24 protein-coding genes and 1 pseudogene are annotated in these 22052 nt (G+C 74.4%); 19 read left to right on the top strand and 6 right to left on the bottom strand.

Annotated features, from left to right (window positions below):
- Window positions 1-5: 5 nt before the first annotated feature.
- Both AC1UE4_RS09410 and AC1UE4_RS09405 read left to right on the top strand, forming a co-directional pair.
- Window positions 6-1127 (top strand): AI-2E family transporter, encoded by a 1122-nt coding sequence (locus AC1UE4_RS09410; RefSeq protein WP_482916963.1) that lies wholly within the window; start codon window positions 6-8, stop codon window positions 1125-1127.
- 9 nt (window positions 1128-1136) lie between these two features.
- Window positions 1137-1652, top strand: coding sequence for a hypothetical protein (locus AC1UE4_RS09405; protein WP_482916962.1), 516 nt, complete (start codon window positions 1137-1139; stop codon window positions 1650-1652).
- On the opposite strand, the gene AC1UE4_RS09400 is transcribed toward AC1UE4_RS09405, so the two are convergent.
- Complete coding sequence (locus AC1UE4_RS09400; protein WP_482916961.1) at window positions 1570-2277, bottom strand: potassium channel family protein; 708 nt, start codon at window positions 2275-2277, stop codon at window positions 1570-1572. The genes AC1UE4_RS09405 and AC1UE4_RS09400 overlap by 83 nt on opposite strands.
- Before the next feature lie 131 nt (window positions 2278-2408).
- On the opposite strand from AC1UE4_RS09400, the gene AC1UE4_RS09395 reads away from it, so the two are divergent.
- The 10 genes from AC1UE4_RS09395 to AC1UE4_RS09350 all read left to right on the top strand — a co-directional run bounded on the left by AC1UE4_RS09395 (window position 2409) and on the right by AC1UE4_RS09350 (window position 10081).
- Window positions 2409-2891, top strand: coding sequence for a universal stress protein (locus AC1UE4_RS09395; protein ID WP_482916960.1), 483 nt, complete (start codon window positions 2409-2411; stop codon window positions 2889-2891).
- Window positions 2888-4543, top strand: coding sequence for an MFS transporter (locus AC1UE4_RS09390; RefSeq protein ID WP_482916959.1), 1656 nt, complete (start codon window positions 2888-2890; stop codon window positions 4541-4543). The genes AC1UE4_RS09395 and AC1UE4_RS09390 overlap by 4 nt, the downstream gene beginning before the upstream one ends.
- Window positions 4540-5373, top strand: coding sequence for a YihY/virulence factor BrkB family protein (locus AC1UE4_RS09385; RefSeq protein ID WP_482916958.1), 834 nt, complete (start codon window positions 4540-4542; stop codon window positions 5371-5373). The genes AC1UE4_RS09390 and AC1UE4_RS09385 overlap by 4 nt, the downstream gene beginning before the upstream one ends.
- A gap of 69 nt (window positions 5374-5442) precedes the next feature.
- Window positions 5443-5841: a DUF7144 family membrane protein gene (locus AC1UE4_RS09380; protein WP_482916957.1), complete on the top strand. Its 399-nt coding sequence runs from the start codon at window positions 5443-5445 to the stop codon at window positions 5839-5841.
- Window positions 5842-5871: 30 nt separating this feature from the next.
- The gene (locus tag AC1UE4_RS09375; RefSeq protein ID WP_482916956.1) at window positions 5872-6480 is read left to right on the top strand and encodes an HdeD family acid-resistance protein; all 609 of its coding nucleotides are present in this window, start codon (window positions 5872-5874) and stop codon (window positions 6478-6480) included.
- Between the two features lie 10 nt (window positions 6481-6490).
- Entirely contained in the window at window positions 6491-7360 is an 870-nt protein-coding gene (locus AC1UE4_RS09370) for a class II glutamine amidotransferase (RefSeq protein ID WP_482916955.1), read from the top strand.
- Window positions 7361-7368: 8 nt separating this feature from the next.
- Window positions 7369-7959: a hypothetical protein gene (locus tag AC1UE4_RS09365; RefSeq protein ID WP_482916954.1), complete on the top strand. Its 591-nt coding sequence runs from the start codon at window positions 7369-7371 to the stop codon at window positions 7957-7959.
- On the top strand, window positions 7956-8504 hold the full coding sequence (locus AC1UE4_RS09360) for an RDD family protein (RefSeq protein ID WP_482916953.1): 549 nt from the start codon (window positions 7956-7958) through the stop codon (window positions 8502-8504). Before AC1UE4_RS09365 ends, AC1UE4_RS09360 begins: the two co-directional genes overlap by 4 nt.
- A gap of 12 nt (window positions 8505-8516) precedes the next feature.
- Window positions 8517-8993 carry a hypothetical protein gene (locus AC1UE4_RS09355; protein ID WP_482916952.1) on the top strand — a complete coding sequence of 159 codons (477 nt, stop codon included), beginning with the start codon at window positions 8517-8519 and terminating at the stop codon, window positions 8991-8993.
- On the top strand, window positions 8990-10081 hold the full coding sequence (locus tag AC1UE4_RS09350) for a lysylphosphatidylglycerol synthase transmembrane domain-containing protein (protein WP_482916951.1): 1092 nt from the start codon (window positions 8990-8992) through the stop codon (window positions 10079-10081). The genes AC1UE4_RS09355 and AC1UE4_RS09350 overlap by 4 nt, the downstream gene beginning before the upstream one ends.
- 21 nt (window positions 10082-10102) lie before the next feature.
- Here AC1UE4_RS09350 and AC1UE4_RS09345 read toward each other — a convergent pair.
- Both AC1UE4_RS09345 and AC1UE4_RS09340 read right to left on the bottom strand, forming a co-directional pair.
- Window positions 10103-10675: pseudogene (locus tag AC1UE4_RS09345) on the bottom strand (sensor histidine kinase); the annotation flags it as partial.
- Window positions 10676-11948: 1273 nt separating this feature from the next.
- Window positions 11949-12350, bottom strand: coding sequence for a response regulator transcription factor (locus AC1UE4_RS09340; protein WP_482916950.1), 402 nt, complete (start codon window positions 12348-12350; stop codon window positions 11949-11951).
- 71 nt (window positions 12351-12421) lie between these two features.
- On the opposite strand from AC1UE4_RS09340, the gene AC1UE4_RS09335 reads away from it, so the two are divergent.
- Window positions 12422-13120, top strand: a complete 699-nt coding sequence (locus AC1UE4_RS09335) for a response regulator (protein ID WP_482916949.1) — start codon at window positions 12422-12424, stop codon at window positions 13118-13120.
- 13 nt (window positions 13121-13133) lie between these two features.
- Here AC1UE4_RS09335 and AC1UE4_RS09330 read toward each other — a convergent pair whose 3' ends face one another.
- Genes AC1UE4_RS09330 through AC1UE4_RS09320 form a run of 3 tightly spaced genes read right to left on the bottom strand, consistent with a single transcriptional unit; the run spans window position 13134 to window position 15925 of the window.
- Window positions 13134-13427: an SHOCT domain-containing protein gene (locus AC1UE4_RS09330; RefSeq protein ID WP_482916948.1), complete on the bottom strand. Its 294-nt coding sequence runs from the start codon at window positions 13425-13427 to the stop codon at window positions 13134-13136.
- 4 nt (window positions 13428-13431) lie between these two features.
- Window positions 13432-13887: a DUF6325 family protein gene (locus AC1UE4_RS09325; RefSeq protein WP_482916947.1), complete on the bottom strand. Its 456-nt coding sequence runs from the start codon at window positions 13885-13887 to the stop codon at window positions 13432-13434.
- 10 nt (window positions 13888-13897) lie between these two features.
- Entirely contained in the window at window positions 13898-15925 is a 2028-nt protein-coding gene (locus tag AC1UE4_RS09320) for a phage holin family protein (RefSeq protein WP_482916946.1), read from the bottom strand.
- A gap of 187 nt (window positions 15926-16112) precedes the next feature.
- Between AC1UE4_RS09320 and AC1UE4_RS09315 the strand changes: the two genes are divergently transcribed.
- The 6 genes from AC1UE4_RS09315 to AC1UE4_RS09290 all read left to right on the top strand — a co-directional run bounded on the left by AC1UE4_RS09315 (window position 16113) and on the right by AC1UE4_RS09290 (window position 22027).
- The gene (locus tag AC1UE4_RS09315) at window positions 16113-16493 is read left to right on the top strand and encodes a DUF7144 family membrane protein (protein ID WP_482916945.1); all 381 of its coding nucleotides are present in this window, start codon (window positions 16113-16115) and stop codon (window positions 16491-16493) included.
- 4 nt (window positions 16494-16497) lie between these two features.
- Entirely contained in the window at window positions 16498-17703 is a 1206-nt protein-coding gene (locus AC1UE4_RS09310) for a hypothetical protein (RefSeq protein WP_482916944.1), read from the top strand.
- 139 nt (window positions 17704-17842) lie between these two features.
- Window positions 17843-20086 carry a winged helix-turn-helix domain-containing protein gene (locus AC1UE4_RS09305; RefSeq protein WP_482916943.1) on the top strand — a complete coding sequence of 748 codons (2244 nt, stop codon included), beginning with the start codon at window positions 17843-17845 and terminating at the stop codon, window positions 20084-20086.
- Window positions 20087-20139: 53 nt separating this feature from the next.
- Window positions 20140-20640, top strand: a complete 501-nt coding sequence (locus tag AC1UE4_RS09300; RefSeq protein WP_482916942.1) for a DUF1269 domain-containing protein — start codon at window positions 20140-20142, stop codon at window positions 20638-20640.
- Window positions 20641-20733: 93 nt separating this feature from the next.
- Window positions 20734-21489, top strand: coding sequence for an MBL fold metallo-hydrolase (locus AC1UE4_RS09295; RefSeq protein WP_482916941.1), 756 nt, complete (start codon window positions 20734-20736; stop codon window positions 21487-21489).
- Window positions 21482-22027: a hypothetical protein gene (locus AC1UE4_RS09290; RefSeq protein ID WP_482916940.1), complete on the top strand. Its 546-nt coding sequence runs from the start codon at window positions 21482-21484 to the stop codon at window positions 22025-22027. The genes AC1UE4_RS09295 and AC1UE4_RS09290 overlap by 8 nt, the downstream gene beginning before the upstream one ends.
- The last annotated feature ends 25 nt before the right edge of the window (window positions 22028-22052 follow it).

The raw sequence follows: 22052 nt of genomic DNA, 5'->3' as shown, positions 1-22052 counted from the left end.
CGCCGGTGCCCCACGACCTCGGCGGCCTGTTCGTCGCGCCGCGCTGGCTGGCGGACCTGGGGCGGACGTCGTGGCTGATCGTGGGCGTCACGCTCGCGACGGCGGCGCTGATCACCGTCCTCGCGCTGACGCGGACGATCGTGATGCCGGTCATCGCGGCGTCGGTGATCGCCGCCGTGACGTCGCCGGTCGTCGCGTGGCTGCAGCGCCACGGGGTCAAGCGGGCGATCGGCGCGATCCTCGTCCTCCTCGGGATGGTCGCGTTCGCGGTCGCCACGGTCGCGATCGTGGTCGGCGGCATCACCGGCCAGCTCGACGCCATCGGCGGCATCCTCGACAAGGCGAAGGACCAGATCGGCGTCTGGGCGCACGACGTCGGCGTCAGCGAGAGCGCCGTCGCCAACGCCAAGGACGACGCGTCGGACTCCGTGAACTCGGCGCTGCCGGCGCTGCTGCACGGCATCGGCGGCGTCCTCAAGGGCTTCTCGTCGCTCATGTTCTTCCTGGCGCTCACCGCCCTGTCGCTCATCTTCCTGTTGGCGGACGGCCCGCACATCCGCCGCTGGGCCGAGAGCCACATGCGCCTGCCCGACGACGTCGCCCGCGGCATCACCGGCCGCCTGCTCCAGTCGCTGCGCGGCTACTTCTTCGGCGTCACGATCGTGGCCGCGTTCAACGCCGCCGTGGTCGGCGTGGGCGCGCTCGTGCTCGGCGTGCCGCTCGCCGGGACGATCGCCGCGGTGACCTTCGTCGGCGCGTACATCCCGTACCTCGGCGCGTGGGGCGCGGGCGCCTTCAGCGTGCTGCTCGCGCTCGGCGGCGCCGGCACCGACGCGGCGCTCGGGATGATCGTCGTGCAGCTGCTGGCCAACGGCCTCCTGCAGCAGATGATCCAGCCGATCGCCTACGGCGCGACGCTCGGCATCCACCCGCTTGCCGTGCTCATCGTGACCATCGGCGGCGGCGCGCTGTTCGGCGCGGTCGGGCTCATGCTCGCCGCGCCCCTGACCGCGGCGGCGACGCGCGTCGCCGCCGATCTCTCCGCCACACGGCCGTCACCCGCGGCGGGTGATGACGGCGCACCGGCGGAGGAGTTGCATCCGCTGATGACCCCTTCGACCCAGTGAGGAACCGCCATGGCGCCGTTCAGCCACCAGACCACCCGTCTCTCGCCCGGCCGCCACGAGAGCCCCGACGAGGGCGTCTGCGTCATGGAGCTCTCCTCGATCCTTGCGGGAGAGCCCTTCAGCGACGCGCCGCGGTGCGTGTCGCCCGCGCTGGCGTCGGCCCTGCGCGGCTACAACGACGGCCTGGGCGACGTTCGCCGGCAGACGCTCAAGCGCTTCGCGGCCGAGGCGGTCGGCACCGCGTCCGGCCGCACCACCGAGCGCCAGCGCCGCGCGTGGATCGGGCGGGCCGTCGGCCCGTCGCGCCGCGGCCCGATCGCGGCGCTGCGGCGCAAGGTGATCGCCGCCGAGCCCTACCAGCCGTTGCGCGCCGCCGGCGCGCGCGTCGAGGCCCGCGACGACGAGGACCTGCACGTCCGGATGCTCCTCATGTTCGAGGCGCTCATCGCGATGGGCCGCTCGGCGGACCCTCGTCCGGTGCCAGCCGCCCCGCTCGCGGCGCCCGCCCGAGGTTGCTCACGATGACCGACACCACGGTCACCAGGTAGATCTGGCCGAGCAGGGCCTCGAAGATCGCCAGCGTGTGGCCCGCGTCGGTGCGGGCCACCACGTCGCCGTAGCCGACGGTCGCGAGCGTGACGAAGCTGAAGTAGAGCGCCTTCGCGGCCGTCGCCGGCTCGCCGTCCGCGAAGAACGGCCCGCTGCCGACGCGATCGAGCGCCCCGTACACGAACGCGAACAGCACGCCGAGCAGCAGGTAGAGCGACAGCACGCCCATGACCGAGCGCAGCTCGACCTCGCCGCTCTCGCGCAGGTCCCGGACGATCCCGATCGCGATCGCGGCCGGCCCGATGAGGACGAGCGCGGCGTTCATGAACCGCGCCGCTGCGTCGTCGGCCTCGCCGGTCAGCGTGCGCATGGTGCTGACGACGACGATGATCGCGCCCGGACCGGCGATCGCCCGGTAGACGTCCGGTCGCGGCCGCGAGAGCCGCAGCGCGAGCAGCAGCGTGAGGTACGCCATGGCCGTCACGAGCAGGTGCTGCACGTCGCCGCTCGGGACGATGCCCTGCACCGCGACGAGCGAGAGCGACAGCAGCAGCAGCGCCGCGTGCTCGGCCGTCGTGGAGGAGGACCGCGCGCGGGCCATGGCACCGAGCGTCCTGCCTCGCGGGCCCGGGGTGCCACCGCGCGCGCCGGTGTCCCGAGACGTGCGCCCACGCAGCCGGTCGTCGTGGTCGCACGCCTGCGCGCGCGCGACGGCTGTGGTCAGCTGGCGCCATGGCTGATGACCTTCGACCCGTGGTCGTGGCGTTCGACGGATCGTCGGCCGCGCATGGCGCCCTCCACGCCGCCGCCGAGCTGTTCGCGACGCGCACGCTCATCGTCGTGAGCGTCTGGGAGCCCGGCGTCGCCCGCGCGATGCAGACCATGCCGGACGCGTCCGGCTTCACCTACCAGGTGCCCGACCCCGAGACGGTGGCGACGGTCGACCGGCTGGAGGAGGACCACGCCTCCGCGGTCGCCCGCGCCGGGGTCGAGCTCGCCCGCGGCCTGGGCTGCACCGCCGAGGCGGTCGCGATCGCGGACGAGAGCGACATCGCCGAGACGGTGTGCGCGATCGCCGAGCAGCGCGACGCCGCGGCGATCGTCGTCGGCTCCCGCGGTCTGGGAGGCGTGCGCGCGAAGCTCCTTGGATCGGTCTCGAAACGGCTGCTGCGCGACACCCACCGCCCCGTGGTGGTCGTGCGGGAGCGGCGGTGAAGCCGGGGCGCCTCGGCCTGCCGGTCGCGATCCTCGCGGCCGCCCAGTTCGTGATGGTGCTCGACAGCAGCGTCATGAACGTGTCGATCTCGCAGATCGTCGAGGACCTCGACACGTCGATCGCCGGCGTGCAGCTCGCGATCACCGCCTACACGCTGGTCATGGCCGCGCTCATGCTGGCGGGGGCCAAGCTCGGCGACATCCTCGGCCGCGACCGCACGTTCGCGATCGGGCTGGCGATCTACGGCTGCGGGTCGCTCACGACGGCGCTGAGCCCCAACCTCACGGTGCTGCTCATCGGCTGGTCGCTCGTCGAGGGCATCGGCGCCGCGCTCGTCCTGCCGGCGATCGTGTCGCTCGTCGGGGCGCGCTACGAGGGCGAGCAGCGCGCGGTCGCGTTCGGGATCATCGGCGGCATCGCCGGGGCGGCCATCGCGGCCGGGCCGCTCATCGGCGGCTGGGTCACCACCGAGTTCTCGTGGCGCTACGTGTTCGCGGGCGAGGTCGTCGTGGTGATCGGCGTGCTGCTGCTGCGCAAGCACCTGCGCACCGCGGCGCCGCCCGTTCCGCGGCCGCGGCTCGACGTCGTGGGCGTGCTCATCTCCTCGGCAGGCCTCGCGCTCGTCGTCTACGGGATCCTCAAAAGCAGCTCGTGGGGCCTCGTCGAGCCGCGCGGCGCCCTGACGATCGGCGGCACCGAGATCACGCCGTTCGGCTTCTCCAGCGTGCCGTTCATCATCGCCGCGGGCCTCGGCTGCCTCGCGCTCTTCGCGCTCTGGGAGGGGCGGCGCGAGCGCACCGGGAACGACACGCTGCTCGACCGCCGGCTGCTGCGGATCGGTCAGCTGCGGGCCGGCCTGTCGACGCTGCTGATGCAGCAGCTCCTGCTGCTCGGGACGTTCTTCGTCCTGCCCGTCTACCTCCAGGTCGTCCTCGGACTGGACGCGTTCGAGACCGGCAAGCGGCTGTTCCCGATGTCCGTGACGATGTTCGCCGCCGCGATGCTGGCGCCGCGGCTGCTGCGCGGCGTCTCGCCGCGGCGGATCGCGCAGGCCGGGCTGCTGTGCCTCGTCGCGGCAGCCGTGCTGCTGCTGTCGACGCTCGACGTCGAGCTGAACGGCACCGCGTTCGCGGTCGCGCTGGCCATCTTCGGGGTCGGTGCCGGGCTCCTGCTCTCCCAGTTGAGCAACGTGATCATGTCGTCGGTCGGCCCGGCGCAGCTCAACGAAGCCGGCGGGCTGCAGGGCACGGCGCAGAACCTCGGCGCGTCGCTCGGCACCGCGCTGATCGGGGCGGTCCTCATCGGCGCGTTGACGACGAACTTCGTCGAGCGGGTGCAGGCCAACCCGGCCGTTCCGCCGTCCGTCCGCGAGCAGGTGGAGGCGGCCGCGCAGAAGGGCATCCCGGTCGTCACGGTCGCCGATGCCTCGCGAGCCGTGCGCGAGGCCGGCGTCCCGGCCGCGGAAGCGGACGCGATCGTCGCCGACTACGCGGACGCGCAGCTGCACGGCCTCGAGCGGGCGATCCTCGCCGTCGCCCTCTTCGCGCTCGGGTCGCTGTGGGTCGCGCGGGCGCTGCCCGGCCGCGCGCTGCAGGCCACCGGGGAGCGCGCGCCGCCGCCGGTGGAGGAGCGCATCCCCGCCGCCGCATGACGGAACACCGAGACGTCGCGCTGCGCGCCGTCCGGCGGTACGTCGACGACGGGATGATCGACCGCGCACCCGCCGTCGCGTACTACGGGATCCTCTCCCTGTTCCCGATGCTGCTGATCGCGTTCGCGGTCGTGCGCCTGCTGGGCGGGGCCGACGCACCGGCGGACATCGCCCGGTTCGCGCGCGACGAGGGCGCGTCGGGGCCCGTCGCCGACGTGCTGCGCTCGGCCGCCGACACCGCGCGCGACGCATCGGGGTCGGAGAGCGGGGCGGCCGGCGTCGCCGGCCTGGTCGCCCTGGTCTACGGCGCGTCGCGCGCCTTCACCGCGGCCGGGCGGGCGCTGGACGTGGTCGCGGGGGAGAGGTCGCCGCGCCGCTCGCTCGGCCGGCGCGCCCGCGATCTGGCGTGGACGCTCGTCGTGCTCGTCATGGTGCTCACGCTCGTCGCGCTGGCGCTCGTCAGCGGGCGCCTGCTCGAGGAGGCGCTCGGCCTCGTCGGGCTGGAGGGCAGCGTCGACGTCTGGTCGGTCGCCCGGTGGCCGGCGGCGCTCGTGGCCGCGCTGCTCATCGTCGCCGTCGTGCGATGGTCGGCGCCCGCGGGGAAGCAGCCCCCGTTCCGGCTGCTCACGCCGGGGATGGTCGTGTCGGTCGCGGTGCTGCTCGTCGAGACGGTGGGCTTCGACGTCTACGTCACGAACTTCGCCGACTACAACTCGACGTACGGCGCGTTCGCGGGCGGCGTGATCCTGCTGCTGTGGATCTGGCTCGCGGCGATCGCGTTCCTCTTCGGCGCCGAGCTCGACGCCGCGTGGCACGAACGCGCGGGGTGATGCCTGCCTCCCCGCAGGAGGCGGGCGTACCACGTTGCCGCCGCCTCCCCGCGAGAAGAGAGTCGCGCCATGGACACCGCGTACCCACCCACGGGACGGCCGTCCGAAGGGCGCGGATGGGCGGTCTTCGCCGGCAGCATGTTCCTGCTCATCGCCGCGTACAACCTCGCGTACGGCATCTCGGCGCTGGCGGAGGACGACCACTTCGTCGCCGACGAGCTGCTGTTCGGCGACCTGGCGCTGTGGGGCGTGCTGGCGCTCGTGCTGTGCGCCGTGCAGGTGCTCGCCGGCGTCCTCATCCTGCGCCGCCGGATGTCCGGCGCGACGCTCGGCCTCGTCCTCGCGGGCGTGCACGCCATGGTCGCGCTGCTGTCCATCTCCGCCTACCCGCTCTGGAGCGTCGTGGCCCTCGTGATCGACGGCCTGCTCATGTACGTGTGCAGCGTGCACGGCGCGGAGTGGGAGTAGGCGGGCCCACGAACCACGACGGGAGCTCCCATGACCACAGCGCCGACCACCTCCGACTTCGGCAGCGCCGCGGTCGGCGGCATGCCGGACACGCGTGAGGCCGAGAAGACGATCGCGCACTTCTGGTGGCTCTACCTGGTCACGGGCGTCGCCTGGGTCATCGTCTCGCTCTCGATCGCGCAGTTCGACCAGGCCTCGGTCAAGACCGTCGGGATCATCGTCGGCTGCATGTTCATGTTCGCCGCCGCCCAGCAGATCGTCATCGCGGCGCTCACCGACCGCCTCAAGTGGCTGTGGGGGCTCTTCGGGCTCGTGTTCTTCGCCGCCGGGATCATCTGCTTCATCAACCCGGAGAACACGTTCGCGGCGCTCGCCGACATCCTCGGGTTCCTGTTCCTCTCGGTCGGCGTCTGGTGGACGATCCGCTCGTTCCTCGAGCGCGAGGCCGGCGTGGGCCTCTGGTGGCTCACGCTCGTGGCGGGCATCCTCATGGTCGTGCTGGCGTTCGAGACGAGCGGCCAGTTCTTCATCGAGAAGGCCTACACCCTGCTGGTGTTCGCCGGGATCTGGGCGCTGATGCACGGCATCACCGACATCGCACGCGCCTTCATGGTCCGCAGCCTGCGCAACCAGGTCTGAGGCGCGCCGCATGTGCCGCTGGATGGCCTGGTTGGGGCAGCCGGTCCTGATCGACGAGCTGCTGTTCCGCACCCCGCACGGCATCGTCGACCAGAGCCTGCACAGCCGCCTCGGCGCGGAGACCACGAACGGCGATGGGGTCGGGCTCGGCTGGTACGGCGCGGGGGAGGGGCCCGGCGTGTACCGCAGCGTCGCGCCCGCCTGGTCGGACGCGAACCTGCGCGAGCTCGCCGCGCACCTCGAGTCGCCGCTCTTCATGGTCCACGTGCGGGCGGCGATCGGGTCGCCGGTGCAGGAGACGAACTGCCATCCGTTCCGTCACGGTCGCTGGCTGTTCGTGCACAACGGCTACGTCGCCGACTTCGAACTGCTGCGCCGCGAGCTCATGCTGCAGCTCGACCCGCGCCTCTTCCCCCTCGTCCGCGGCTCGACCGACACGGAGGTCGTGTTCCACCTCGCGCTGACCCACGGCCTTGCCGACGACCCGATCGCCGCGCTCGAGCGGACGGTCGGGGCGATCGAGACAGCGGCGGACCGCGCCGGCGTGAAGCGCCACGTCCAGGGCACGTTCGGCGTCTCCGATGGAGAAGCGCTGTGGGCCGTCCGCTACTGCTCCGACGGCCCGGCGCGGTCGCTCTACACCACCGAGGACGTGGAGACCATCAAGGCGCTGCACCCCGGCGAGCTGCGGTTCAAGCGCCTCAGCGAGGACGACCGGCTCGTGGTGTCCGAGCCGTTCTCCGACCTGCCGGGCCTGTGGCGCGAGATCCCGGCCGGGACCGCCGTGACCGTCCGCCGGCACGGCGTGCTGGAGGAGCGCCCGTTCCGCCCCGTCCACGACCACCAGCGGCCGCGGCTCGTCGAGGCCGCCGACGTCTGAGGCCCGCCGTGCCATCCGTCCGCGGCATCGTCGATCCCTTCGGCCTCGTCCCCCTCGCGGGCCGGGTCGGCCGCGAGGCCGGGTCGGTGACGGTCAGGCTCGCCGGCGACGCGGTCCTCGGGATCATCGACGAGGTCGTCGCGTCGCCGCGCGCGAAGGAGGCGGTCGACCTCGTGCTCGACAGCCCGCTCGGCGAGCACGCCGCGCAGGCCATCATCGACACCGTCCTCGACGGCCCGTTCATCGACCTCGCCGTCCGCCACGCGATCGAGCGCCGCGTTGCCCAGCGCGTGCTCGCCGAGGTCGACGTGGGGCCGCTCGTCACCGAGGTCCTCGAGAGCCCGCAGTTCGCCGACGCGGTGGCGCGCGTGCTGGCGAGCGAGGAGGTGTGGCTCGTCGTCGACGAGGTCGCGAGCAGCCCGGCGGTCACCGCCGCGATCACGCAGCAGAGCGTCGGCTTCGCCGGCCAGGTCGCCGGGGAGGTCGGCGTGCGGACGCGCAAGGCGGACGCCCGGCTCGAGCGCCTCGCGCGGCGGCTGCTGCACCGCGCGCCGGAGGCGATGAGCGGGGGGCCGGACGCCTCGCCCGCGACGCCATGATCGTCGCGGTCCCGGCGCCCGTGACCGTGGTCGCGCCGCCGGCGCCGCGGACGTACCCGGGGCTGGTGACGCGCGCGCTGGCCTTCGGGATCGACGCCGCGGTGCTCAACGCGGTCGCGATCATCACGGGCGCCGTCGTCGCGCTGACGTTCTCCGTCATCTCGATCCCCGACGATCTCGAGACCGTCCTCGCGGCCGTGGGCGGCGCGCTGTACCTCGTGTGGCTCGTCGGCTACTTCGCGGTCTTCTGGTCCACGACGGGGCAGACGCCCGGCAGCCGCGCGCTGGGCATCCGCGTGCTCGCCGCCGACGGCGGCCGCCTGCGCCCGCGGCGCGCGGTCCTGCGCTTCGGCGGCCTGACGCTCGCCGCCCTCCCGCTCTGCGCGGGCTTCCTCATGCTGCTCGTCGACGACCAGCGGCGGGCGCTGCACGACCGGCTCGTGCACACGGTCGTCATCGACGATCCGGTCGAGCGCCCGCAAGGGCGCGCGCGCACGTCCGAGGCTGACCGGAGCGCACCCTGGCCCGGCGGGCGGAGCGCCTGAGAGGGTCGGGCCATGCCCGCCGAGCACCAGCTGCGCGTCCATCGCTTCCCGGCCGGCTCGGTCCTCGACGGCGGGGTGCTCGGCGCGCTGGAGCGCATCGAGCTCGACGACGCCGCGTCGCTGCTCGATGCCCTGCTCGTCGCGCGCGACCCCGGCACGGGCGAGCTGCAGGCGCTCGACTTCGCGTGCGGCCGCGCCGACGGCTCGATCGCCGCGCTGCTGGATTTCCGCATGCTGCCCGACCGGCGGGCCGCGATGACCGAGCGCGTGCTCACGGACCATCCCGGCGGCGTGCCGCCCCGCACGCTCCTCGCGATCGCCGCGTCGCTGCGCCGCGGCGAGGCGCTGCTCGCGCTGCTGCAGCGCAGCAGCGCCCGGACCGCAGTCGACGACGCGGTCGCGCGCGCGGGCGGGCACCTGGCCGCCGACGAGCCGGTCGCCGCCACGAGCCTCGCCGAGGTCGCGGAGCGCCTGCCCGCCGTCACGTGACGCGCGAGACCCTCGGCGACCGCCTCGAGCATGCGCTCGACGAGCGCGCGGACTTGGAGGGCACGCTCGACCGCGGCGTCGCCGCGCCGCCGCGCCGCCGCGTCGTCCGCACGCTCGGCTGGCTCACGCTCACCGGCGTCTCGTTGTACCTGGTCGCGCCGAGCCTGCTCGAGACCTTGTCGTCGTGGGAGGACGTCCGCGACGTCACGCCCGGCTGGCTGCTCGTGATGCTCGGCCTGCAGGCCGGGGCAACGGTCTGCCTGTGGATCGTGCAGCGGATCGCGCTGCACGGCCCGCCGCTGCCCGGCGTCGCGACGTCGCAGCTGGCCGGCAACGCGCTGTCGAAGATCGCGCCGGGCGGCGGCGCCGTCGGCGCCGCGCTGCAGTTCCGGATGCTCGCTCAGGCGGGCATCGACCGCCGAGTCGCCGCCGGCGGGCTGGCCGCCGCGAACCTGCTCGTGCTGGGGATCGTGCTTCTGCTCCCGGTCCTCGCGCTGCCGGCGATGCTGAGCGGCGGGGCGCGGCGCGAGCTCGAGCACATCGCGTACGCGGCGATCGCGCTCGCCATCGTGCTGTTCGCCCTCGGCGTGCTCGCGCTCACGAAGGACGGGCCGGTCGCGTGGGCCGGCCGCGTCGCGCAGCGCGCCCGCAACCGTGTGCGGCCGCACGCCGAGCCGCTGCGGCACCTGCCCGAGCGGCTGCTGCGCGAGCGCGACCGCGTGAAGGCGGGCGTCGGCGATCGCTGGAAGGCGGCGCTGGCCGCGGGCATCGGCCGGTGGGTGCTCGACTACGCGAGCCTGATGGCGGCGCTGACCGCGGTCGGCGCGCACCCGCGGCCCGGCTTCGTCCTGCTCGCCTTCTGCGCCGCCCAGCTGCTCGGCCAGATCCCCGTGACGCCGGGCGGGCTGGGGTTCGTCGAGGCGGGCCTGACGGCGATGCTCGGCCTCGCGGGCGTGTCAGCCGCCGACGCCGTGCTCGCGACGTTCGTGTACCGGCTCTTCAGCTTCTGGCTGCCGATCCCGGTCGGCCTGCCGGCGCTGCTCGTGCACCGCCGCCTGGATGCCGTGCGCCGCGCGGTCGTGCTCTGACGCGCCCGCGAGCGGGACGGCGCCGCGGACGACCGTGCCGCGGCCGGGCGCGGACTCGACCGAGAGCGCGCCGCCGAGCGACTCGACCCGGTCGCGCATGTTGTTCATGCCCGCGCCCAGTGGCGTCGCGCGCGGGTCGAAGCCGGCGCCGTCGTCGACGACCTGGAAGCGCAGGAGGTCGTTCTGCTGCAGCGTGATGTGCGCGCACGACGCTCCCGCGCCGTGCTTGACCGCGTTCTGCAGCGCCTCCAGGCAGCTGAAGTAGACGGCGCTCTCGACCTCGGGCCGCTGCCGGCCGACGTCGAAGGCCTCGACGTGGACGTGCAGCGGCATCCGGCGCCCGGCGCTGACCAGCGCGTCACCGATGCCGCGGTCGGCGAGCATCGGCGGGTAGATGCCGTGGGCGAGCGACCGGATCTCCTCGAGCGCCTCGTCGACGTCGTCCTCGAGCTCGTGCAGCGTCTCCGCCACCGGATCGTTGCCGGCGAGCATGTCCTCGGCCAGCGCGAGGCGCATCCGCAGCGCGATCAGTCGCTGCTGGGCCCCGTCGTGGAGGTCGCGCTCGATCCGGCGGCGCTCGGTGTCGCGCGCCATCGCGATCCGCTTGCGCGAGTCGTCGAGGTCGGCGAGCGACGTCTTGAGCTCGTCCTGCAGCCGCGCCTCGCGCAACGCCGACTCCGTGACGGCGACGATCGCCTCGTGCAGCTCGTCGTCGGGGTCGAGCTGGTGGTCGACGAGGATCGCCGCGATCGGCTGCTCGCCGTCGGTGACGAGGCGGAGCGCACGCTTCGGCCCCGGCACCGAGGACGGCTCGAGCGGGCTGCCGTCCGCGCGGTTCCATCCGCCGTCGCCGCGGCGGGTCAGCACCTCGACGGCGGAGTCGCCCATCGCGGTCCGCAGCGCGCTGCCGATGCGCTCGGGAGACAGCGGGCCGCTCAGCGCGCGGGTCAGGCCGCTCAGCGCGTGTCCGAGGAACAGACGCCGTTGCACCAGGCCGACGCAGAACGCCGCGGCCAGCGCGGGGAGGCAGAGCGCCCAGCCCCAGCCGAGCGCGGCGATGGTCGTCTCCGAGTCGACCGAGGACGCGCGGGCGACGAGGAAGGCGACGAGCGAGAGCGTCGAGAGGACGCCGACGGCCACCACGGGTGTGATCGTCATCCGGCGCAGCGTGCTGGCCGAGCGCAGACGCCCCGCGACGGAAGCGGTGATCCCGACGAGCAGGAGCGCGCCGAGCAGATCCCGTCCCGGCCCGATGACCGAGTCGATGATCCCCGGCTCGCGGTCGAGGACGAAGAGCGCGTTGCGCGGGCAGTCGTCGCCGCAGTTCGCCCACGGGCTGAAGGAGGGGTAGTCGCGGATGAAGGGCGCGCTCCCCAGGTAGAGGACGACGATCGTGGCGGCGAGCGCGCCGAAGAGGATCCGGTCGCGCTGCAGCGCGATGCGGCCCTCGGGGAACGACAGCAGGAGGTACGCGAACAGCGGGAAGATCGCCCAGGCGAACAGGCGGCCGAAGGTGTACGGAACGCTGTCGTGCGAGTTCGCCATCACGGCCAGCGACCAGAGGAACCCTGCTCCGATGAGCAGCCGGCCGAAGCGCTCGGTCGCGGGACTGCGCAAGGCGTAGAGGCCGGTTCCCGCCGGCACGCCGATCACGAGCACGTGGAGGAACGCCCGCTCGCCCGGCTCGTGCACGCCGCCGGTGGTGATCATGAGGGCGGCGACGGTCGCCGAGGTCGCCACGGCGGCGACGGCCGTCAGCGTCGCGAAGCGGATGCTCCGCGCGTCGTTCGTGGCAACCGGCACAGTTGCCAGTCAACACCCGCTCAGCGGGCAAGGCAAGCGGTCGGACTGCGGACCTCCGCCGGGGTCAACCGCTCTTGCCCTGCGGCACGCCGCGATCCGCGGCGTGCGCCGCCCACAGCCGACGCAGCAGCCGGGGCCGCAGCCGCTCCTTCGGGATGAGGTCGACGGCGGGGCCCGCCTCGGCGAGCGTCTGGACGTCGTCGGCGTCGTGACCGGTGACGAGCACGACGACCGTCTCGGGGCTCTCGGCGGCGATTCGCCGCGCGGTCTCCAGGCCGTCGAGGCCCGGCATCCGCACGTCCATGAGCACGAGGTCCGGGCGCAGGGCCCGGATCTTGAGGATCGCCTCCGCGCCGGAACGCGCCTCGCCGGCGAGCGTGAAGCCGGGGGTCGAGTCGATCAGCGCGCGGGCAGCCGTGAGGAACACCTGCTGGTCATCGACGGTCAGGACGCGCACGTCGTTCATCCCGCCACCGGCCTCCACTGGTCTCGCGCCAGCTCCGACATGGGGTCATGGGGCGGGTGTACGGTGCGCTCATGCCGATCCGCATTGCGATCGGGGAGGACAACCTCCTCGTCCGCGAGGGGGTGGTGAAGCTGCTGGCGACCGAGCCCGACGTCGAGGTGGTCGCCGCAGTCGGCGACCTCCCCTCGCTCGAGAGAGCCGTCGCCGAGCACGCCCCGGACGTCGTGCTGACCGACATCCGCATGCCGCCGACCGGTGGCGACGAGGGGATCCAGCTCGCCCAGCGGCTGCGTGAGCAGCATCCGGCGATCGGCGTCGTGGTCCTCAGCCAGCACGCCGACCCGACGTACGCGCTCGCGCTGCTCGACCACGGATCGGACGGCCGCGCCTACCTGCTGAAGGACCGCATCGCCAACCGCGCCGAGCTGCTGGCGGCCATCCGCGCGGTCAACGTGGGCGGCTCGACGATCGACCCGAAGATCGTCGAGGGCCTCGTCAGCGCGCGCTCGCGCGAGGAGCGGTCGCCGCTGCGGGACCTGACCCCGCGCGAGCTCGAGGTGCTGCACGAGATCGCCGAGGGCAAGAGCAACGCGGCCATCGGCGAGTCGCTCTTCCTGACCAAGCGTGCGGTCGAGAAGCACATCAACTCGATCTTCATGAAGCTCGGGCTCGCGGACTCCGAGGACGTCAGCAAGCGGGTCAAGGCGACGCTCCTGCTCCTCGCCGAGGGAGGCGAGCACCCGCCGCGGCGGGAGCTCGACTTCCACTGACGCGCGCCCGGGCTCAGCCCTGAAGCACCTTCTGCTTCGCGGCGGCGAACTCCTCATCGGTCAGCACCCCACGGTCGCGGAGGTCGGCGAGCTCACCGAGCCGGGCGACCGGATCGGCGGACGGCGCGGGGGCCGGCGGCGGGGGCGGGGGAGCGTAGGCCTGCTGCGCCTGGTAGGCGGGCGCCTCGACCTGCTCGGCCGACTGCCCCCACTTCTGCGCCTGGCGGCGCGAGACGCGGTTGCCGACGGCGGTCGCCGTGCCGGCGACCACGGCGGTGCGGGCGACCCCGCGAAGCAATCCGGGCATGGCGTCAGTCCTCCTGCATCTCGGTGGCGTCCAGGGCGCGGACGAGGTCGTCGAGCGGGATGCGCCCGCTCGCGACGAGCTGCCCGCCCGAGCGCCGCATGGCGTTCGCGACGGGCACCGCCCAGCGGTTCTCCCAGATGAGGACCGCGGCGCATGTGCCGGGCTCGAGCGCGGTGGCCGCGTCGGCGAGGTCCGCGTCGGTGAGCAGTCCCGACGAGTGGGCGGCGAAGCCCGAGAAGTCGCCGAACGAGCCGAGCTCGAGGCCCGCGACGTCGCCGTCGGCGGTCTTCTCCATCAGCGCGATGTCGATGATGCGGATGATCCCGCGCTCAACGAGGTCGACGAGATGGGGGGCGACCTCGCCGTCGGGCTGCCGTCCCGGCCACTCGAGGACGATGTAGTCGACCGGGCCGAGCTCCTGATCCCGGCTCGTGTCCTGGATGCCGTTCGTTGCCGTCATGGGCGCGACGCTAGATCCGGGCCGCAACGCGATCATCACCTGCATGGGGTGAGGCGTCCGGCTGCAGCAGCCGGCGCCAGCCGAGCAGCAGCTCGTGGACCGCCGCGGCGCCGATGATCGGCGCATCCGGCAGCGGCAGCGAGGGCGGCGCGAGCACGAAGGGGCGCGTCTGCGGGCCGCCGAGGCCGCCGTGGAACGAGATGAGCTCCTCGAACGCGCAGCCCTCGTCGAGCGCCGGGTCGTAGAAGCTGCCGATGAGGACGTCCGGGCAGTGCGGGAACGAGTCCGTGCGCGCGAGGTGACGGCCGGCGGTGGGGGAGAACGGCGCGAGCGGGTCCTCGCCCTGCACCTCGCCGTCGTGCAGCCGCCGGGACCCGCGCGGGCCGAGGACGAGCGCCCCGTCGATCCGCGAGCGGACCATCAGCCAGCCGATGTGCGGGTGCGTGCGCAGCGTCGCGAGCAGCCCCGGGTGGCGCTCGTCGATCTCCTCGAGCATGAGCCGTCGCGGCTCCTCCATGAGGTAGACGAGCCCGAGGTTGCCCGAGCCGAGGACGACCGCGTCGCGGCCGGAGACGTCGTCGCCCTTCGCCTTGCCGTCGTGCTCCGGCCGGCCGCTCGCCTCGCGCATCGCCTGCGCCGCCATCGCGGTCTGCTCGTCGCCGCCGGCGACGCCCTCGACGTCGTCGTGCCCGAGCGACCGGGCCACGAGATCGTCGAGCCCGTAGCCGTGGCGCTGCTTGAACGTGGCGCCCTGCGTCTGGCCGTGGTCGGAGAGGACGACGATCTCGTACGGACGCGGCGCGTACGCGCGCGCACGCGCGATGCGGCCGAACTGGCGGTCGAGCTTGCGCAGCGCCTCGAGCGTGTCGGCCCGCTCCAGGCCGGAGTGGTGGGCGACCTCGTCGTAGCTGGCGAACGTCGCGTAGACGGCGGGGCGCCCGTGCATCATGTCGGTGAGGACGCCGAACACGACCAGGTCGCGGACGAAGACGCACATCGCGGCGCGCAGCAGCGGGTACGCGCCGCCGCGATGCCCGCGCGGCCGGACGTCGCGCCGCCGCGCCCGCGCCGCCGCGGTCAGCTCGAGCGCGACCTCCCAGAGGACGAGCACGAGCGTGCGCGTGACGTTGAACCCGTTCGCGAGGAAGGCGCGGTAGCCGGGGTTCGGGCCCTTCTCCTCCGACGCGCGGCTGACGGTGAGGATCGTCTCGTCCGCGTCGCCCGACAGCAGGTTGCCGCGGCTCGCGCCGCCGCCCGCGAGCAGGCCGCGCCCGGTCGACAGGCGCGCCTCGATCGCGGCGCAGTCGTTCGGGTTGGAGCACGTGACCATCCGGCCCGTCTCCTTCTCGACCCAGCGGAAGGCGGTGATGTCGTCGTTGGCGCCGAGCAGGATGCCGGCCTGGCTCGCGCCGGTCTGCGACGAGAGGTCGGTCTCCCACTCGGCGAGGCGGTAGCCGTCCTCGGCGATCCACTTCGCCATCTGCGGCGCGCTGCCGTCGCGCATCGCGTCGCGCAGCACCGGCAGCGCGAGCCCGTCGATCTCGAGGAACACGATCCCCGGCACGTCCGTGCGCGCCCCGCCGCCCTGGCGGCGCGCTATGCGGCGCGTCACGCGGACGGTGTACGCGTCGTCGTCGTCGGTCCCGAGCACCGCCTCGAGCACGAGGCTCGTCGCGGCCATGACGAGCGCGGCCGCCAGCGCGTCGCCGAAGCTGTCGACGGTGACGCCGTCGAGCGCGTCGGAGGCGAGCTGCAGCAGCAGCGCGTCGACCACGAGCACGAGGAGGAACCCGAGGACGAGCGTGAGGGGCAGGCGCAGCGCCGCGACGAGCGGCGGCAGCACCGCGTTGAGGACGGCGATGACGGCGGCGGCGGCGAGCGCCGCGCCCGATCGCTCCAGCGAGACCCCCGACAGGACCTCCGCCGCGACCCAAAGGGAGGCCGCCGCGACGAGCCAGGCGAGGACGAGGTGACCGGCTCGCAGGCGCGGCGCCTGCGGCTCCCACTCGACATGCGTGCCGTACGTGCGCGGCGCCATGGCTCGACGCTGCCGCATCCCCGCGGCGCGGGCAAGCGCCCGGATCACCCCGATCGGACGATGCGTGCGCCCGGCGCCCCGGCGAGCGTCCAGGGCACACCACCGGACCTCGGAGGAACGCATGTCCGCTCACACGGCCGGCCCGACGCCGGCCTCCACCGCACAGGTTCGCCGTTCCGAGTCGCGCGTGAGCGACCACGGCCACGGCTGGGTCACCTTCGCCGGCGTCATGCTGGCGATCGTCGGCACGCTCAACGTCGTCTACGGGTTCGCGGCCATCGACACGGCGAACGTCTACGGCGCGGACACGCGGTACGTGTTCGGCGACCTGAACATGTGGGGCTGGTTCCTCGTGATCGTCGGCGCGGTCCAGATCATCACCGCGTTCGGGATCTGGAGCGACGCCGAGTGGGCGCGCTGGGTCGGCGTGTTCGCCGCTGGCGCCAACGCGATCATCCAGCTGCTGTTCCTGCCGGCGTTCCCGCTGCTGTCGCTTGCGTTGTTCGCCCTCGACGTCATGGTCATCTACGGCCTCGTGCAGTACGGCGGGCGCCAGCGCGCCGCCTGAGACGATGTCGCACCGCTGGCTCGTCCGGGCGCTGCTGGGCGTCGCCACGATCTTCACCGTCGTGGCGATCTTCGCCGTCTGGGCGAACCGGCAGGTGCTGGACGCGGACAACTGGGCGGAGACGAGCACCGAGCTGCTCGAGGACGATGCCGTCCGCACCCAGGTCGCCGGGTTCCTCGTCGACGAGGTCTACGCGAACGTCGACGTGACGTCGGCGGTTGCGGACGCGCTGCCCGACCGCTTCGACCCGTTCGCCGGCACGCTCGCCGGCAGCTTGCGCCAGGTCGCCGAGAACCGCACCGAGCGCGTCCTCGGCCGGCCGCGCGTGCAGACGCTGTGGGAGGAGGCGAACCGCCTCACCGTCCAGCAGTTCATCAACATCGCCGAGGGCGACTCCAAGGCCATCGCGCGGACCGGCGATGCCGTCGTGCTCGACCTGCGGTCGGTCGTGGTCGACCTCGCGACGCAGTTCGGCATCCCGGGCAGCGTCGTGGACGCGATCCCGGAGGACGCCGGGCGCATCGAGGTCATGCGCTCCGACCAGGTGGGGCTGCTGCAGGACGCCGTCGGCGCCGTGAAGGGGCTGTCGGCGCTGCTGCCGGGCATCGCCGTCGCGCTGTTCGCGCTGGCGGTGTGGCTGGCCCGCGACCGCCGCCGCAAGATCCTGATGGCGGCGGGGTTCTGCTGGATCTCCGCGGGGCTCGTCGTCCTCATCGGGCGCTCGGTTGCCGGCAGCGCGGTCGTCGACGCGCTCACGACGACGGAGGCGGCGCGGCCCGCCGCCGAAGGGGTGTGGTCGATCGGCACGGAGATGCTCGGCGACGTCGCCGAGGCGACGGTGATCATGGGCCTCCCGGTCGTCCTCGCCGCCTGGATCGCCGGCCCCAGCGGGATCGCGGTCGGCATGCGCCGGACCGCGGCGCCGTGGCTGCGCGACGAACCGGCGTTGGCGTACGGCGTCCTCGCCGCCGTGCTGCTGCTCATCGTGGCGTGGGGGCCGATCCACGCCACGCGGATGCCTTTGCCGGTGCTCCTCATGACGGTGCTGGCGGTGTCGGGCCTGGCGGTGCTGCGCCGCCAGGTCGCGCGCGAGTTCCCGGAGACCACGCGCGCGGACGTGATGGCGTCGGTCCGGGGGTCCGTCCGGCGGGCCCCGAGCCGCCCCCAGCCGGCTGCGACGCCGCCTCCGCGCGAAGAGGCGCTGAGGTGACCGGCCGCGCACGGAGCGCGGCCTCGCGCACCTGAGCGCCCGGGGGAGCGCGCACGGCCCGCGGGTCGTGCGCGCCTCCCTCCGTAGGCGGGCATGCCTCATTGCCGAATCGGCTCGCTGCGGCGAGGCTCGGACTCGGATGAGCACCCTGCCCATCATCGGCGAGCCCGAGCCGGTCGTCGGGAGCGCGGCCTCCGCGCGCCCGCAGACGACGCTGCGCGCCGCACCCTCCTCGACGCCGGTGCGGCGCGAGCGTCGACCCGGAGCGATCGAGCGCCCGCGGCTGCTGCAGCGCGTGCTCGACGAGCGCGCCACCGTGGTCGCGCTCGTCGCCCCGGCGGGCTTCGGCAAGACCACGCTGCTCGATCAGTGGCTGCTGCGCGACGGCCGCCCCTTCGCGCGCCTCGCGCTGCGGGCACCGGACGACGACCCCGACGCGCTGTGCGCCGCGCTCGCCGCGGCGCTCGCGCGGTTGCGCCCGCGCTCCGCGACGGAGCTCTGCCGGTCCGGCGACGTCGCCGGCCTGCTGCACGCCGTCGGCTCCATGCGGCCCGGCATCCTGGTCGTCGACGACGTCGACCGGCTGCGCTCGCCGGGCGCGCTGGACCTGCTCGGCGAGGTGGCCGGCAACGTGCCGCCGGGGTCGGCGCTCGTGCTCGCCTCCCGGCGCGAGCCTGAGGTGGGCCTCGGCCGGCTGCGCGCGCGCGACGTGCTCGCCGAGCTGCGCGCCGGCGACCTCGCGCTGACCCCCGACGAGTGCCGGCTCGTGCTCGAGCGCGCCGGCATCCGGACCGGTGCGCGCGACCTCGACCGGCTGCTGGCGAGCACCGGCGGCTGGCCCGCCGCCGTCCGCCTCGTCGTGCGGGCGGCACGCGAGCGCGGCGGCCCGCGCGGCGCCGCGGACCTCGACAGCGGCAGCGGCGCGGTGCTGCTCGACTACGTGCGCGAGGAGATCCTCGACGGTCTGGCCCCGGACGACCTCGCGCTGCTCGAGCGCGCATCGGTGCTCGACCGGCTCGACGGCGCGGCGTGCGACGCGGTGCTCGGCAGCGAGGGAGCCGCGAGCGTGCTCGACCGGCTGCGCCGCGACGGCGTCCCCGTGCTCCCCGACGAGGACGCGGGCGGCTACGTGCTGCACCCGCTCGTCCGGCGGGCGTGCACGCGCGAGCTCGATCGCCGCGACCCGGCGGCGCAGCGCGCGCTGCACGAGCGCGCCAGCCGCTTCTTCGAGCGCGAGGGCGATCTCGAGCGCGCGATCGGCCACGCCGTCGCCGCGCGCGACCGCGACCGGCTCTGCTTCGTGCTCGGCGACCGCGCGCCCGCGCTGCTCGCCTCGCCGGGGCGCGACCGCGTCGGGCCCTGGCTGGCCGACCTCGGCGACGTCGCCGTCCGGTCGCGGCCGGGGCTGGCCGTCACCGCCGCGCTCGACGCGCTGCTCGCCGGCGAGCGCGACACGGCCGAGCGCTGGATCGTCGTGGCCGCGCAGCGCCTCGCGGCGCTCGGAGACGGCCGGCCGGGGCTCAAGGCGGGCATCACGCTCGCGGATGCGGCCCTCGGGCGCCGCGGGGCGGCCGCGATGGCGGCGCGCGCCGGCTCCGCGCGGGCGCTCGTCGCCGACGACCCGTGGTGCGCGTTCGCGCTGTGGGTCGAGGGAACGGGGCACGCACTGGCCGGCGCGGCCGACGCGGCGCGCGCCTGCCTCGACGAGGGCGCGCGGCGGGCGATCTTCGACGCGCCGCTGCTGCGTGCGCTCTGCCTCGGCCAGCTCGCGCTGCTCGCGCTCGACGCCGGCGACCGCGACGAGGCCGCGCGTCACGCGTCCGGCGTCGAGCCCGCGCTGCGGCGGGCGGACGCGCTGCGGCACCCGTTCGCGGCGCTGCCGCTGGCGGCGTGCGCGGCGGTCCATGCCGCGCGCGGGTCGTGCGGCACCGCGCGCGGCGACCTGCGCACCGCGACGGACCTGCTCGGCCGCCTGCCCGACGCGCCGCCCTGGTACGGCGCGATGACACGCGGCGCGCTCGCCCGTGCGGCGCTGCGGATGAGCGACGCGGCCACCGCCCGAGCGCTGCTCAGCGAGGCGTCGCGCCTCGTCAGCCGCGCCGGCGACGTCCCGGCGCTGCGCGCGTCGGTCGACCGTGGCTGGGCGCTCGCCGACGACTTCGCCGCGGGCCCCATCGAGCACCCGTCGACGCTGACGCTCGCCGAGCTGCGCGTCCTGCGCCTGCTGCCCAGCCACCTCACGTTCCGCGAGATCGCCGGCCGCCTGCACGTCTCCTCGAACACCGTCAAGACGCAGGTGCACTCGATCTACCGCAAGCTCGACGCGCGCTCGCGCTCGGAGGCCGTCGCGCACGCCGCCGCGGTTGGGCTCGTCGACGTCTGATCTCACCCCATCCGCATGACGAAAGACCACCAACGACCAGGGAGGCTCGGAGCATGAGCAACCTCATCGCCATCGCGTACCCCAACGAAGAGACGGCCCACGAGGTCGCAGCGACGTTGAAGGAGCTCCAGAAGGAGCAGACCATCTCGATGGACGACCTCGTGATCGCCGTCCGCGACGACAAGGGCAAGATCAAGCTCAGGCAGTCCGTCAGCACGGCGGGCGCGGGCGCGGCCGGCGGCGCGCTGTGGGGTGGCCTGATCGGCCTGATCTTCCTCATGCCGTTCCTGGGCATGGCGATCGGCGCCGCGTCCGGCGCGGCCGGCGGCGCGATGGCGGACTACGGCATCGATGACAAGTTCATGAAGGAGCTCCGCGATCGCCTCCCCGAGGGCGGCGCGGTCCTCTTCGTCCTCGTCCGCCAGTCGACGCCCGACAAGGTCCTCCCGCGCATCTCGCAGTACGGCGGCGACGTCGTGCACACCTCGCTGGACACCGACTCCGAGCAGCTCCTCCAGGACGCGCTGCACGAGCGCTCGCACGCCGGGGTGTGATCGGGCGTGGCGGCCCGGGCCATCTCCTCCATCGGAGTTGAGCCGGCCCGGGCCGGTGGCCCCAACCCGGCGCCCGCCTCGCGGCGGCGGCCGATGAACCGCCTCACGTGGCTGGGCCACGCGACCGTCCTGCTCGAGGTCGACGGGACGCGGCTGTTGACCGACCCGCTGCTGCGCCAGCGGGTGGTGCACCTGCGGCGGCACGCCGAGCGCGCCGCTGCGCCGGGCGCGGTCGACGCGATCCTCGTGTCGCACCTGCACCACGACCACCTCGACGTACGGTCGATCCGGCGGCTCGGGGGCGACGCGCCGCTCGTCGTGCCGCGCGGCGCGGGGCGGACGCGAGCGATCCGCTCGCTGCGCCGCGAGGTGCGCGAGCTCGGGGTCGGCGACGAGACGACGGTGGGCGAGCTGCGCGTGCGCGCCGTCGCGGCCGACCACGACGGGCGCCGCCTGTCGGTCGGGCGCGTGATCCCGGCAGTCGGCTACGTCATCCAGGGCTCGTCGACCGTCTACTTCGCCGGCGACACCGCCGTCTACCCGGGGATGGTCTCCGTCGCAGACCACGTCGACGTCGCCCTGATGCCGGTGTGGGGGTGGGGGACGCGGCTCGGGCCGGGGCACATGGACCCGGCGCAGGCGGCGGAGGCCACCGCGCTGGTCGAGCCGTCGATCGCGGTGCCGATCCACTGGGGCACGTTCTTCCCCGTCCACGCGCGGCGCCGGCACCACCACCTGCTGCGCACGCCCGGGAGCGCGTTCGCCGAGGCGGTCGCGCGCAGCGCGCCGGGCGTCGACGTCCGCGTGCTCGAGCCGGGCGGCGCGCTGGCGTTCGGGACCGGTGGCTGACGGCCCGGAAGGCGCCGTCTCGCCGTCGCGCTCCTCGCGGCCGCTGCTGCGGGCGCTGTGGACGTCGCACCTCGAGTCCCGGCACGTCGCGCGCGTGCTCTACGGCGCGATCATCGGCCTGGCGCTGCTGCTCGCGCTGGAGGAGCACCCGCCGGCCGACGCAGCTGTCGCGGCGACGCTGCTGGCCACCGCGGTCGCGGTCGGGCTCGCCGAGCTCTACAGCGAGGTGCTCGGCACGGAGGCGCGGACGCACCGGCGGCTGGACCGGGGAAGGCTGCGCTCACTGACGCAGGAGGCCCTGGCGACGGGGCTCGGGGTCGCGTTCCCGGCGCTGTTCTTCGTGCTCGCGGCGGCGGGAGCGATGGAGACGCACAGCGCGTTCACCGCGGCGAAGTGGTCGGGGCTCGGGCTGATCACCGCCTACGCGTTCGCGGCGTCGCGGCTGAGCGGGACCTCGGTGCCGGGATCGCTGCTGCGGGCGGCGCTGGCCGCCGCCGTCGCGACGTTCCTCGTCCTGCTCAAGGCGCTCGTGCACTGACCGAGCGTCGGTCAGTGAACATTGG

The organism is Parviterribacter kavangonensis (genome assembly GCF_056863335.1).
This window is presented reverse-complemented; position numbering and strand designations above follow the sequence as displayed.